This is a genomic window from Martelella sp. NC20, assembly GCF_013459645.1.
Classification (GTDB): domain Bacteria; phylum Pseudomonadota; class Alphaproteobacteria; order Rhizobiales; family Rhizobiaceae; genus Martelella.
In genome coordinates, this window is the sequence record NZ_CP054861.1 from 1,688,109 (window position 1) to 1,700,606 (window position 12,498).

Below are 12,498 nucleotides of genomic sequence, written 5' to 3' on the forward strand. Positions count from 1 at the left end.
TCAACCCCGGCCGTCGCGGTCGGGCTCAGCACGCACGAACATCAACCGCTGGGGGCACGCCTTTTCACCGACATGCTCTCCATGTCTTTCTATCCCCGTAATGCTGTTGCAATCCTGGCAGGGAAGACTTCTGATTGCATGAAACACGGAGAAGCGATGAGACTCCTGCTGATTGAAGATGAACGGGAGTTGGCGAATGCGCTGTCGGCGGCGTTGAGCAAGCATGGTATTGTCACCGACCATACCTTAAATCTCGCGGATGCATTGGAGCTCACGCTTCAAAACAAATACGACGCCATTCTCCTGGACCGGCGATTGCCGGATGGCGAGGGCCTGACGTTCATTCCGAAGTTGAGGCGGACCGGGGTTGATACACCCGTCATTGTGCTCACGGCCAGAAACGAACCGATGGAGCGCGTCGAGGGTCTGGACCTTGGGGCGGACGATTACCTTGGAAAGCCGTTTCTCATCGAGGAACTGATGGCGCGGGTGCGAGCCCTGCTACGCCGGCCCCCAACCCTTGAGGAACAGATTATTCGGGTGGGGCGATTGCACATCGACCCGCTGCATCTCGATGTCATGGCGGGCTCCGTGCCGCTCGATCTTCCCAGGCGCGAACTTCTGGTCCTGCAGGCGCTTGCCAGGCGCAATGGAAAGACCGTTCTTCGCTCGACGCTTGAGGATGCGGTCTACAACTACCAGGAGGAAATACAATCCAATGCTCTTGATGCGCATATTTCGAGGCTACGAAAGCGGTTGGCGGACGCCAATGCGGGGGTAACGATCCACAATATCCGAGGTGTCGGATATCTTCTGAGGGAGGAATGATGCGCGCCGGGCGTCAATCCAATCCCTCGCTGCGATGGAGATTGAGCTGGCAGCTCAGTCTCGTGATCACGGCCGTCATTGCCGTCGTTATCATCGGGCTTTCCGTCTATGCCACGATGGTTCTTTCGCCGAATATCGCCATGGAGCAAGAGGTCAAATCCGCCGTGGCGGAGGCGATTGAGCGCGATCCCCACGGCACGCTCGCGCTCAGAGAAACGCCGGCACTTCGATCGTTGATCGAGCGAAACGACGGACTCTGGTTCGTGGCTGCCACAACCGACGGGGCTTCGCTCTCCCATGGAACCGTCCCCGCAACCTATGCCGCCCTTGTTCCGCTAGTACATCTGTTTCATTCGGCCGACATTCGCGGGGCAAGCGGTGTGCGTGAAATCGCTTCGGTCGAGGACGTCGAGACGCCGATCGGGGAAGTCAGGATTCTCTTTGGCGGTATCGCCGGCAACGGGTGGCCTGTTCTTGCGATCCTCGCCGAGGCCTATCCGATCTACCTCTCGCTGCTCGCAATTGCGCTGCCGGCCATCTTTCTCGCGGTTCCCCAAATTGTTGGGCGTGCAATCGCGCGCGTAAGCGACATCGCTGAAATGGCGTCGCAAATCGAACCCCAGCGGCGTGGGGACCGGCTTCCTGTGGCCGGCATCCCCAAAGAGGTTGCTCCTCTGGTTGCCGCATTCAACGGCGCGCTCGACCGTATTGAGAATGAGTTCAGGAAACGCCAGCGCTTTTTGATCGACGCAGCGCATGAGCTCAGGACGCCGATCGCCATCTTGCAGACGCGGATTGAGGGCATGTGCGAAGGACTGGAGCGCAGGCGGTTGCTGGATGACGTGGCGCGTTTGGCGGATATGGCCGAACAGCTTCTCGACTTTGAACGCGGCAGCCAAACGGCCGATCTCGACGAAACGGTGGATCTCATCGAGATCGCGCGCACGGCGGTGGCGGATCTCGCGCCGCTCGCGATCGCGGCAGGTTACGAGATGTCGTTTCATGGCGACGAAATCTGCGTCGAGCGCAAAGGCGACAGCTCCGCCCTTCGCCGAGCTGTCGGCAATCTCATCCGCAACGCCATCGATCACGGCGGCGGGCATGGGACAATCACGGTTTCAGCCTTGGCGGACGGCGAAATCAGCGTGAGCGACGAGGGGCCCGGCATAGCGGCAGATCATCAGGAACTGGTGTTCGAGCCATTCTATCGCGTGGTCCCGAACAGCCGGGGGGCAGGCCTTGGATTGAGCCTGGTCAAGCAAATCGCTGAAAAACATGGCGGGTATGCCAGTATCGAAAGCGGCTCCAAAGGCACCAAAGTGACAATGCGGCTTTGAGCACGAAGAGCCGTCACCGGGCGTGAAAGCCGCAAAACGCGCCCGCCTCCGGCGCTTCTCGCAACGGCCCGACATGGATCGCGCACCGTTCTCATTCCAGTGCCTGTCTCATCTGCAGGCAACAGCAAAACGGGAACTCTGGAGCAACGCGAGAATACGTCAACGAGAAGGGGCGCCTGCCGGCATTTTGGCCGGGTCCGTAATGCTCGCGCAATCCTTGCGCCTCATCGTTCTTCGTGAACTGCCGTTGCAGCCTGCGGCGGCGTTGAAACGAGAGCAACTTCTATGAAAAACGAAAATTGCACATCTTCGGCAGAACGCCAGCCGACTTCGCTGATGGCCGAGGTCCCCGCGCACATCTCAATCGCAGCTTCTACCACCCATTCTCGGAGGCAGTGCTCATGACCTGGGATCCGCGCACAGAATGGCAGGGCTATGTCGCTCCAACCTCGTTCGATGACTACGCGAAGCGTTACGAGAGCTTTTTCAAGATGCGGCGCCAGGGCGGCATCATCGAGCTTCGCATGCACACCGACGACGGTCCCTACAAACACACCCATGCCGCCCACAACGCGTGGGCCCGCGTATGGCAAGACGTCGGCAACGATCCCGAGAACCAGGTGCTGATCCTGACCGGCACAGGGGACAAATGGATGATGGGCGATCCGAAAGGGCTCAATCCGAAACCGGCATCAGAACTGGACCCGGACCACATCTTCCAGCGGATGATGGACGGCTGGAAGCATGTCGAGAACTTCATCTACAGCATCGACATTCCCACCATCGCCGCCGTCAACGGTCCGGGCGTCCATACGGAATTCGCGGTGCTGTCCGACGTCACCTTTTCAGCGCCGGATGCGGATTTCATGGACCCGCACTTCTGGTTGGGAAGCCCTCCGGGCGACGGGCAAGGCATGGCGCTGCAAGCTCTGATGGGGCCAAAGCGCGCTGCCTATTATATCTACGCGGCCAAGTCCATTCCGGCGCCAATGGCCGTCGAACTCGGTCTCGTCAATGAGATTTTTCCCCGTGAAGAGCTTCTCCAAAGGGCCTGGGATATGGCCCGCTACATAATGAAACGACCGCGCTATACGCGTTGGGCGACCCATAACATCCTGTCAAGACATTGGAAGAAGGCAATCTCCGAAGACTTCGGATTTCATATGGCGCACCAAATGCTGGCAAACGTGGCGAGCAAGTCGGTTGTGCCGGATCCGGCGCTGCTGGCCGATCCCCGCAATCCCTTTTAATCAACCATCGGGTTGTCCTGTCGAGCCCAACGGCACTGTCAAAGCTGCCCGCCTTGTCTGCCCGGCAGGGTACACCTTTTCCCGGAGTGAGCATGATTGACGATCACGAAGATCCCATCGCCCAGCAAGACATGCAGAAGCGCGGGCAATTCCTGTTGAGTCGCCGGGCGCTTTTCGCTGCCTCACTGGCAACAATTGCCGCCGCCCAGGTCTCGAAAGCCTTTGGCGGTGGCGCGCGACCCGTGATGGAGCAGATCGACCCCGAATGCGCCTATGCGTATGCCTACGTCTATGTCCTGGAGTAGGCGGAAATGCGCATCATCAGTCAATGCCGGTCCCTGGCGCACGGAAACAGGCAAGACATCCAATCGAACGCAGTTCTTCCTATCGCAGGCGGGCAGATGCGTCTCCCTAACCAGCACGTCGACAAGGCAAGCGTAGCCGGCATTTGCGCGCATCGACTTACCAAGCGATACGGCAATAAGCTGGTGGTGAAGGATCTGTCATTCACCGCGGAACCGGGTGTCATTACCGGCTTCCTCGGTCCCAACGGTGCCGGGAAGAGCACGACCTTGCGGATGCTGCTCGGCTTGACCGGGCCGACCTCGGGCGAAATTAGCATCGTCGGTCATCACCTCACCCAGTTGAATAATCCGGCCCGGACCATCGGCGCATTGCTGGATGCACGAGCAACTCATCCGCATCGTAGCGCATTCAATCACCTGCTCGCCTTCGCACAAGCTGCTGGCCTCGGAAGGGCGCGGGTTGGCGAGGTCCTGGATCTCGTGGGCCTCACAAGTGCCGCCCATCACCGGGTGGGAACATTCTCCCTGGGGATGAGCCAACGGCTCGGCATTGCAACGGCATTGCTGGGCGATCCAGGCATTCTCGTCCTTGACGAGCCGCTTAACGGACTCGACCCGGAAGGGATCCGCTGGATGCGGACCTTGCTGCGAGCTCTGGCGAATGAGGGACGAACCATCCTGTTTTCGAGCCATCTGATGTCGGAAATGGAACTGACCGCGGACAGGTTGGTCGTCATTGCACAGGGCCGACTGATTGCGGAGTGCACGCTGGAGGAATTCATCCGGCTTCACACGTCGAGCGCTGTCGCGGTCCGGACCCCTTCGCGAATTCAGCTTGCGACGGCATTAAGTCGCGCGGGCATTGCTTGCGAGGACGTTTCCGCATCGAGCCTTCTCATCACTGGCGCCGATACAGTGACCATCGGTAAAATTGCCGCTCGGGAAGCGATTGTCCTCGAAGAGTTGACCCAGGTCCGAGGTTCCCTGGAAGACGTCTTCCTTCGCCTCACGCGTGATGCGCGCGACTATGAGGGCCACGTCGCATGAGCATCTTGTGTTCCGAATGGACAAAGCTCTCCAGCGTCAGAACCACCTGGTTGCTGGTGGTGAGCGCAATGCTCGCGAGCGTGTTGCTGGGGCTTCTCGGCGTGTCCGACCTGATCGGCGCACAGCCGTCAGACTTGCCCGATGACTGGGATCCGACGGCGACGAGCCTGAAGGGGCTCCTGTTCGCTCAACTCCTCGTCGGAATGCTCGGAGCGCTCAGCATCACGTCCGAATATGACACCGGAATGATCGCGACCAGTCTCTCCATCGTCCCTTCGAGACCCCACCTTCTGATAGCGAAGGCGGCTGTGGTTTCTGGGATAGGGCTTGGCACCGGCATTGCCACGGCCCTGATCAGCTTCACGGCGGTACAGATGGTGCTCGGCGATGCTGGTATCCCGATCGCGAGCATAGGCGGCCCGCGTGTTGCCTGGGCGCTCGTCGGAGCCGCGATTTACCTCACGCTCGTCGCCGTTATCGGGCTTTCTGTTGGCGTTCTTGCGCGGTCGACCGCAGGCAGCCTGGCGGCACTTGTCGGCATCACTCTGCTCACGCCCGCTATCGCTCCTTCCATACCTGGTCCGATCGGCGATTGGTTTGCGGAGTATTGGCCGATTACCGCCGGCCAGAAGGCCTATACGGTCATACAGCTCGCCAATGAAGTTACACCATGGCTTGGACTGGGAATCCTTACGGCGGCAACTTTCACGCTTGGGATTGCCAGTATCGTGGCATTCGTCCTGCGAGATGCCTGACTGGCCGTAGCGCACGCTTCCTGGTCGACGGTATCGCCCAAGCAAAAGTGTGCTTGAGCCTCCACCCAACCGCGCCGACGGCCGAATCATCCGTCATTAGACCAGTGTGTAATGTTGCGGCAATCCTCCGCTCGCATCGTCCCTCCAATATTTGTGACGGAGGCTGTAAAGCGTGAACAACAATCCATCAATTTTCTCGTTCCGAGGATTTGCCGCTTCTCGCCGTCCTATTCCATTGAGAGACCTCGGTCTGGCCATATCGGTGATTTTTGCGGTATCCGGATGTGCCTCGGTGCCTATGAAGGAGGCTGGAACACTCACCTCCTACAGCAATCTCAGTGCGCCTAAGGGAAAGCTGTCAAAGAAGCGAATCTACGTAGACGGCCAAGGTCTGGCCGCGGTGAAGACGGTCAGTATCGTGCCAACCACCTACGCCTTTGGCGCCGCACCCCGCGTCAAAACGCAAGCAGACCGTTCTCTGGTCTCAAATGCACTGGATCGGGCGCTCTGCGTCGCGCTGAGCGATAAATATCAGATGGTTCCAGCCGGCCAGCCGGCGGATATCACAATCCGATCCGTCATCGCCAACGTTGTACCAACGAACAAGATCACAGCGGGGATTGCAGCCGTTGTCACCGTGGGTGGCGGTTTTGCCATACCCGGCGATGTTCCCTTTCTCAGCGTGCCACGACTGCCCATCGGCCTGGGTGGGCTGGCTGTGGAAGCGGAGGCCGTTGATAGCGGCGGCGTCCAGCGCGCGGCGATCGTCTGGGCTCGCGGGGCAAACGCAATCCAGGACAACCCTCGCGTTTCGGAGGTGGGCGACGCCTATGGCCTCGCATCGAAGTTCGCGAGTGACTTTTCCGGAATGCTTGTCACAGGCGAGGAGCCAAAGATGTTGGACATTTCCCTTCCATCGAAACACGGCGTGCAATCCTGGCTCGGCGGAAAACCGAAATACGCCGCGTGTGAAGCCTTTGGCCGGGCACCTGGCGTGTTTGGCGCCATCGCGGCCAATTACGGGCTGCCACCGGAATGGACCGAAAAGAAGCCCAAACCGCTCGTGACGCACTGACACATTCCAGTCGCCGCGCGAACAGAGCGTTCCGGAACCTCGTATCCCCAAACACTTCACCGTTCGAGCCCGTTGCCAAGCCGAACTGGCTCTTCCGATTCTGCGACGTGCAAAACGACGGCAATTCATCCCTTTCGGTCAGTTTGAATCCCCGACCGATGCATTCAGGATAACCAGGAGATTGACCCCATGCGCCAACCCGAAGCGTGGTTCCAACGAAACCCCAGCTTCCACCAGAATAACAGAACGGCGCCACATGCAGGTCATCGTTTTGTCTGGAGCCTTGAAGCCTTTGGGATTGCCGGAAAGCGATTGCGCCCGGCGATCATTGCGGCGTTGAGCCTGCTCATCTCGCTGCAGGCCGCCATGGCCGCCGCGCCATCGGCTGCGGTCAAGGAAACGTGCGGAGCGGAAATACGGTCGATCTGCCTGCGGCCATGGCGACTTACGCCTGACGCCATATCGGCCTGTGTCGAGGAGAACAGTTCGAAGCTGTCTCCCGTCTGTCAGGCTTTTTGGGGCACCGCCAGCATGTGCCAGTCAGAAATGAGGGAAATCTGCGGCGGGCTAAACCCATTCACAATCAAAAGTTGCCTGAAAAACCAGAAACACGAGTTTTCGCAACTATGCCAGGATACCCTGAACACAGAATAGGGATCTTTCTTTCACTTTATGGACGAGAAAGCGGAATTGGTTTTATGCCAGACCTTGCATTTGATCTTCGCCATCTCCAATACGCGATGCCGGTCGCCGACCATGGAAGCTTTCGTCGAGCCGCTGATGTTCCGGATCTGCCTCAATCAACGATCAGCAGGCGGGTTCAATCACTTGAGCGGCGACTTGGCATTACACTTTTTGAACGCAGCAGAACCGGTGCTCATCTGACACATTCGGGGGCGGAATTCATCCGCCAGACAACGTTTGGCGCGGAGCACCTTCGCCACGCAGTGAATGATCTACGTTCGGTACAGCGCGGATATATTGGCGAACTCCGTCAGGGCATTGTGGGGTCTCTAGTGTCCCGATTCTGAAGTCCGGTTCATTCTATGGATTTGCTTTGATTGTCCGGAGGCAGAAGCGTTGGTTGCTGGCGAGGATGTCGTCGGGGGACTTGGTCCAGCGGAATACGCCACGCCTGAGGGCGCGTTCGGTCAGCAGCGCGAAGAACCGTTCGACCTGGTTGATCCATGACGCCGATGTGGGCGTGAAATGCACATGCCAGCGCGGACGCTTGGCGAACCAGTTGCGGATCAGCCTGGTCTTGTGTGTGCCGTCATTGTCCATGATGACGTGAATGTCGAGATCTGCGGGCACGTTGCGCTCGACCTCGTCGAGTATCCGCCCCGCAATCCTATTCTTTCGAAGACAGTATCCGCGTTGTGCTGGAAGGCTTGCGGGGTAAAGCGGTGCTGTCGTGCTCGGGCGTATCGCCGATCTCGGTCATCTTCCGATCCAGCTTCTCCACCATGAGCCTGAAAATATCCGCGTATTGCGGGTCGCCGGCGCGATTGTGCAATTCGAAGGGATCTGCGTCGCAGTCGAACAGTTCCCATTCGGGCGGTTCATCACCGGCAGTCGCCCCGATCTGATCGAGCGGCTCGTTGTACCAGTAGATCAACTTGTAGCGTTCGCCGCGAATGCCGTAATGGGCAAACGCATTGTGGATGACATCCTTGTGCATCCAGTAGCGGTGATAGGCGACATCCTGCCAGTCTTCGCCCGCCCGGCCTTCGAACACCGGCCGCATGCTCGTTCCCTGCATGTAGGAGGGGACCGGTACGCCGGCATAGTCGAGAAAGGTCGGCGCAAAGTCGACATTCATGGCGATCTTCCCGGAAATGCCGCCCGGTTTTATCCCGTCGGGATAGCGCACCAGAAACGGCATCTGCAGCGATTCCTCATACATGAAACGCTTGTCGAACCAGCCGTGCTCGCCCAGGAAAAATCCCTGGTCGGAGGTGTAGATCACGATCGTGTTGTCGGCCAGTCCCGCCTCGTCGAGATAGTCGAGGAGACGGCCGACATTGTCGTCGATCGACTGCACCGTTCTGAGATAGCGCTTGATGTAGCGCTGATATTTGAATTCGGCGAGTTTCCGCGGGTCGGTGAAGATGAAGTTTTCGCCGGTCTTCACATCGATCAGCGTAAGGCTTTCACCGTCCTTCAGTTCCGGCACCTTGCGCATGTGAACATTCGGATGATCGAACAGCAACTTGCCGACCTCCGAGCCGCCTTCGGGCTGAACGAGCCCGAGATCCTCATAGGTCATGTCCGAGCGCACCCGCATCCTTGCCTCCTTGGCCGCCGCGGCGCGGTTGGCGTAGTCATCGGTGAAGGTGCCGGGCAGCGGCAGGTCGTCCTCAAACAGGGTCTCATGCTTGTGATCGCAGACGAAATGCCGGTGCGGCGCCTTGTGGTGACACATCAGGAAGAACGGCCGCTCCCTGTCGCGGGCCTTGATGAAATCGATGCTCATATCTGTGGTGATGTCGGTGACATAGCCCGGATGCACTTTGGGACCATCGCGATCGATGAAGATCGGATCGTAATAGACGCCCTGCCCCGGAATGACCGACCAGTCGTCGAAACCTGTCGGCTCGTGGGCCTTGCCCTCACCGAGATGCCACTTTCCGAAGATCGCCGTCTGGTAGCCGGACTGCTTGAGGTGCTTGGCGACATTCGGCAACCGGTTGTCGATATGGGTATCGAGCGTCGTCACCAGGTTCACATGATTATAGGTGCCGGTCAGGATCGCGGCGCGGCTCGGCGTGCAGATCGAATTGGTGACATAGCAGCGGTCGAGCCGCATGCCCTCATCGGCCAGCCGGTCGAGATTGGGCGTGCTGTTGAGCCCGCCGCCATAGGCCGAGATTGCGCGCGCGGCATGGTCGTCGGACATGATGAAGATGATATTGGGTCGCATGGATCTGCCCCTCTATGTCAGTTCTGGTCCGCGGCGAGCGAGATGCCGGAAAGGGACCGTCCCTCGCTGTCGAAGAAATGCGTTCGCCCGGACAATGCGATGCCGGTTTGGCTGCCGACCGGCGTATTGGAGCCGCCGGGAAGCCGCACCACCAGTTCCTGGCCCCATTCGGTGGAGACATAAACGAACTCGCTGTCGCCGAGACGTTCCACCACGCTGACCGTGCCCGTGAAATGGCCGCTGTCCGGCTCCGTGAGCGTCATCTGGTCGGCGCGCAGGCCAAGAACGGCGGTTTGCGGGGCCCCCGGACCGGCAAGCGCGACGGTGCTTTTGTCCTTGAAACGGAATGTCAGGTTTTCCCCGCCTTCGAGATCGAGAAAGTTCATCTTCGGCGACCCGATGAAACCGGCAACGAAAAGATTGGCCGGGTTCTCGTAGAGCTCCATCGGCTCGCCGATCTGTTCGACTTTGCCCTTGCGCAGAACCACGATCTTGTCCGCCAGCGTCATTGCCTCGACCTGGTCGTGGGTCACATAGATCATCGTGGAGCCGGCCAGTTGCTGATGCAGCTTGGCCAGTTCGAGACGGGTCGCAACCCGCAACTCGGCGTCGAGGTTCGACAGCGGCTCGTCGAACAGAAAGACCTGCGGATGCCGGACAATCGCCCGGCCGATGGCAACGCGCTGGCGCTGGCCGCCGGAAAGCTGTTTCGGCTTGCGGTCCAGAAGGTCCTCGATCTGCAGGATTTTCGCCGCCTCGCTGACGCGTCTGGCCACTTCGGCTTTCGGCGTGCCGTTCATCCTCAGCCCGAAGCCCATATTCTGGTCGACCGTCATATGCGGATAAAGCGCATAAGTCTGGAACACCATGGCGACGCCGCGGTTGGCCGGATCGACATCGTTGACCCGCTGACCGTGGATCTCAAGGTCGCCGCCGCTGATCTCCTCGAGCCCGGCGATCATCCTGAGAAGCGTGGACTTGCCGCAGCCGGACGGGCCGACGAACACAACGAACTCGCCCTTTTCAATTTCGATGTCGACGCCGTGGACGACTTCGAGACCGCCATAGGATTTCTTGATGTTCTTGAGACTGACGCCAGTCATGTCTGGTCTCTCCCAAATAGCTGCGCATTCATCCCTTCACCGCCCCGGCGAGGCCGTCGATGAAGTAGCGCTGCAGGAACAAAAACAGGATCACCACCGGAAGGATGGAGATGGTGGACGCGGCGGTCATGCCGCCCCAGTCGATGAAGTTCTCGCCGCGAAAGGCGTAGACGCCGACCGAGAGCGTCCGGATCGAAGGATTGGCGAGCGTGACGACCAGCGGCAGAAGAAAATCGTTCCAGGCGTAGAGCGTCTGCATCACCACGACCGTCACCACAATCGGGCGGGCAAGCGGCAGCATGACGTACCAGAAGGTCTTGACGAAACTGACGCCGTCCATCTTGGCCGCTTCTTCGAGCTCGTTCGGTATCTGGCTGAAATAGCCCGCGAACAGGAGAACGAAGATCACGAAGGATCCGCCGCAGGTGGCCAGCATCACGCCCCAGAGCGACTGGCCAAGCCCGATGCGCGTCAGCAGGTCGAAGATCGGGATGATGGTGTAGCCCTGCGGCACGAAGATCGTGAACGCGATCAGGGCGAAGATCAGCCCGCGCCCGACGAACCGCCGGCGCCCCAGCACATAGCCCATCATCGACGAGGCGATGGTGACAAGAACAACCGAACCCACCGTGACGAAAACGGTGTTGAAGAAATAGGAACCGATATTGGCCTCTTTCCACGCACGGAGATAGTTCTCGAAACTCGGCTGTCCGGGGATCAGCCCCTCATTGGCAAAAATCGCGGCATTGTCCTTCAGCGATGCCGAGACCATCCACAGCAGCGGATAGATCCAGACGGCGCAGACCGCTGCCAGCACGACCGAGACCAGAACGCGGCGCATGCGCGGCGAGAACGCCGGCGGGCGGATTGAAGCAGCGGCATCATGCGGCATTGGGCTTCTCCCTGTTGCGCAGATGACGAACCGCCAGCACCTGGAGAATGGTCAGCGACATGATCGCCAGCCCGAAGAACACCCCGGCCGCACTGGCATACCCAAGGCGCGGCACGGCGCCGGCCGTGGCGAAGGCGTAGCGGAAGATATAGACTTCCATCACCTCCGAGGCGAAATAGGGTCCGCCCTGGGTCATCGACATGATCAGCGGAAACACATTGAGCGCGCTGATGGCCGAGATCAGCGCTATGACGATGGCGAAGGGCATGATCATCGGCATGATGACGTAAAGCGTGACCTGCCAGCCTTTCACGCCGTCGAGCTTGCAGGCTTCGTAGAGTTCGGCGGGAACGGTCTGCAGGGCGGCCAGCCAGTAGACCATGGTGACGCCGACCCATTTCCAGACATAGATCGCGGCCAGCGTCCACAACACCAGGTCCGGATCACCGAGAAAATCCAGCGGCCGCTTCAGCAGGCCGATATCCAGGATGGCCATGTTGATCGGCCCGTTGAAGGGCGAAAGCATGATCGTCATCACGATGCCGATGACGGCGACCGGCGTCACCACCGGGAGGAAGATCATCGTGCGGAACAGCGCCGAAAGCTTCAACAGCTTGTTGTTGAGGATGATCGCGATGATCAGCGATATGATCATCTGCGCGGGAACTGTGCTGAGCGTGAACAGGAATGATCGGCCGAACGCATTCCAGAAGAACGGGTCCTGAAGCAGTTCGACATAGTTTGCGAACCAGACGAACTTCGCGTTGGAATCGAAGCCGGACCAGTTCAGCAGCGAGAAATATTCCGCGGCGAAGATCGGATAGAGAATGAAGGCGCCGAAGATGAGCATGCCGGGAACCAGAAACAGATAGTCGACGCGACTGTTCCATATCCGGGCGCCCAGACGGCGCATCAGGCTGGCTGACACGGTGGAATCGGACATTGATGTTTTCCTGAAAGCGGGCCCGCCGCCGGCAGCGGGC

General features: G+C 59.4%; 13 protein-coding genes and 1 pseudogene. 9 read left to right on the forward strand and 5 right to left on the reverse strand.

All coding sequences use genetic code 11. The annotated features are described in order from the left end of the window. Nucleotides 1-156: 156 nt before the first annotated feature. The 9 genes from HQ843_RS08170 (at nucleotide 157) to HQ843_RS30000 (ending at nucleotide 7,628) form a co-directional block, all read left to right on the forward strand. On the forward strand, nucleotides 157-828 hold the full coding sequence (locus HQ843_RS08170; RefSeq protein ID WP_180902280.1) for a response regulator transcription factor: 672 nt from the start codon (nucleotides 157-159) through the stop codon (nucleotides 826-828). Then, entirely contained in the window at nucleotides 828-2,165 is a 1,338-nt protein-coding gene (locus tag HQ843_RS08175) for a sensor histidine kinase (protein WP_180902279.1), read from the forward strand. Before HQ843_RS08170 ends, HQ843_RS08175 begins: the two co-directional genes overlap by 1 nt. Nucleotides 2,166-2,566: 401 nt before the next feature. Then, complete coding sequence (locus tag HQ843_RS08180) at nucleotides 2,567-3,415, forward strand: enoyl-CoA hydratase/isomerase family protein (RefSeq protein ID WP_180898993.1); 849 nt, start codon at nucleotides 2,567-2,569, stop codon at nucleotides 3,413-3,415. A gap of 92 nt (nucleotides 3,416-3,507) precedes the next feature. Beyond that, nucleotides 3,508-3,720 carry a hypothetical protein gene (locus tag HQ843_RS08185; protein WP_180898992.1) on the forward strand — a complete coding sequence of 71 codons (213 nt, stop codon included), beginning with the start codon at nucleotides 3,508-3,510 and terminating at the stop codon, nucleotides 3,718-3,720. Nucleotides 3,721-3,726: 6 nt separating this feature from the next. Further along, entirely contained in the window at nucleotides 3,727-4,767 is a 1,041-nt protein-coding gene (locus HQ843_RS08190; protein ID WP_210275233.1) for an ABC transporter ATP-binding protein, read from the forward strand. After that, the gene (locus tag HQ843_RS08195; protein ID WP_180898991.1) at nucleotides 4,764-5,522 is read left to right on the forward strand and encodes an ABC transporter permease; all 759 of its coding nucleotides are present in this window, start codon (nucleotides 4,764-4,766) and stop codon (nucleotides 5,520-5,522) included. Before HQ843_RS08190 ends, HQ843_RS08195 begins: the two co-directional genes overlap by 4 nt. 172 nt (nucleotides 5,523-5,694) lie before the next feature. Continuing rightward, nucleotides 5,695-6,597, forward strand: coding sequence for a DUF3313 domain-containing protein (locus tag HQ843_RS08200; RefSeq protein ID WP_371822057.1), 903 nt, complete (start codon nucleotides 5,695-5,697; stop codon nucleotides 6,595-6,597). A gap of 189 nt (nucleotides 6,598-6,786) precedes the next feature. Next, nucleotides 6,787-7,251 carry a hypothetical protein gene (locus tag HQ843_RS08205; RefSeq protein ID WP_180898990.1) on the forward strand — a complete coding sequence of 155 codons (465 nt, stop codon included), beginning with the start codon at nucleotides 6,787-6,789 and terminating at the stop codon, nucleotides 7,249-7,251. An 86-nt stretch (nucleotides 7,252-7,337) separates the two neighbouring features. Continuing rightward, a complete protein-coding gene (locus HQ843_RS30000) occupies nucleotides 7,338-7,628 on the forward strand; it encodes a LysR family transcriptional regulator (protein ID WP_371824620.1) in 291 nt (96 codons plus the stop codon). A gap of 13 nt (nucleotides 7,629-7,641) precedes the next feature. Here the strand turns inward: HQ843_RS30000 and HQ843_RS08215 are convergent. From HQ843_RS08215 to HQ843_RS08235, 5 genes and pseudogenes are all read right to left on the reverse strand, one after another. Beyond that, nucleotides 7,642-7,971: pseudogene (locus tag HQ843_RS08215) on the reverse strand (transposase); the annotation flags it as partial. Then, on the reverse strand, nucleotides 7,949-9,520 hold the full coding sequence (locus HQ843_RS08220) for a sulfatase family protein (RefSeq protein ID WP_180898988.1): 1,572 nt from the start codon (nucleotides 9,518-9,520) through the stop codon (nucleotides 7,949-7,951). The pseudogene HQ843_RS08215 and the gene HQ843_RS08220, both read right to left, overlap by 23 nt. A 17-nt stretch (nucleotides 9,521-9,537) precedes the next feature. Beyond that, nucleotides 9,538-10,623, reverse strand: coding sequence for an ABC transporter ATP-binding protein (locus tag HQ843_RS08225; RefSeq protein WP_180898987.1), 1,086 nt, complete (start codon nucleotides 10,621-10,623; stop codon nucleotides 9,538-9,540). Nucleotides 10,624-10,651: 28 nt separating this feature from the next. Then, complete coding sequence (locus HQ843_RS08230) at nucleotides 10,652-11,515, reverse strand: carbohydrate ABC transporter permease (RefSeq protein WP_180898986.1); 864 nt, start codon at nucleotides 11,513-11,515, stop codon at nucleotides 10,652-10,654. After that, complete coding sequence (locus tag HQ843_RS08235) at nucleotides 11,505-12,458, reverse strand: carbohydrate ABC transporter permease (RefSeq protein WP_180898985.1); 954 nt, start codon at nucleotides 12,456-12,458, stop codon at nucleotides 11,505-11,507. The genes HQ843_RS08230 and HQ843_RS08235 overlap by 11 nt, the downstream gene beginning before the upstream one ends. Nucleotides 12,459-12,498 lie beyond the last annotated feature (40 nt).

Coding starts and splice junctions, on each gene's coding strand:
- HQ843_RS08185 (WP_180898992.1), top strand. CDS start 3,508: ATGATTGACGATCACGAAGATCCCATCGCCCAGCAAGACATGCAGAAG.
- HQ843_RS08235 (WP_180898985.1), bottom strand. CDS start 12,458: ATGTCCGATTCCACCGTGTCAGCCAGCCTGATGCGCCGTCTGGGCGCC.
- HQ843_RS08205 (WP_180898990.1), top strand. CDS start 6,787: ATGCGCCAACCCGAAGCGTGGTTCCAACGAAACCCCAGCTTCCACCAG.
- HQ843_RS08175 (WP_180902279.1), top strand. CDS start 828: ATGCGCGCCGGGCGTCAATCCAATCCCTCGCTGCGATGGAGATTGAGC.
- HQ843_RS08230 (WP_180898986.1), bottom strand. CDS start 11,515: ATGCCGCATGATGCCGCTGCTTCAATCCGCCCGCCGGCGTTCTCGCCG.
- HQ843_RS08220 (WP_180898988.1), bottom strand. CDS start 9,520: ATGCGACCCAATATCATCTTCATCATGTCCGACGACCATGCCGCGCGC.
- HQ843_RS08190 (WP_210275233.1), top strand. CDS start 3,727: ATGCGCATCATCAGTCAATGCCGGTCCCTGGCGCACGGAAACAGGCAA.
- HQ843_RS08170 (WP_180902280.1), top strand. CDS start 157: ATGAGACTCCTGCTGATTGAAGATGAACGGGAGTTGGCGAATGCGCTG.
- HQ843_RS08195 (WP_180898991.1), top strand. CDS start 4,764: ATGAGCATCTTGTGTTCCGAATGGACAAAGCTCTCCAGCGTCAGAACC.
- HQ843_RS08225 (WP_180898987.1), bottom strand. CDS start 10,623: ATGACTGGCGTCAGTCTCAAGAACATCAAGAAATCCTATGGCGGTCTC.
- HQ843_RS08180 (WP_180898993.1), top strand. CDS start 2,567: ATGACCTGGGATCCGCGCACAGAATGGCAGGGCTATGTCGCTCCAACC.
- HQ843_RS30000 (WP_371824620.1), top strand. CDS start 7,338: ATGCCGGTCGCCGACCATGGAAGCTTTCGTCGAGCCGCTGATGTTCCG.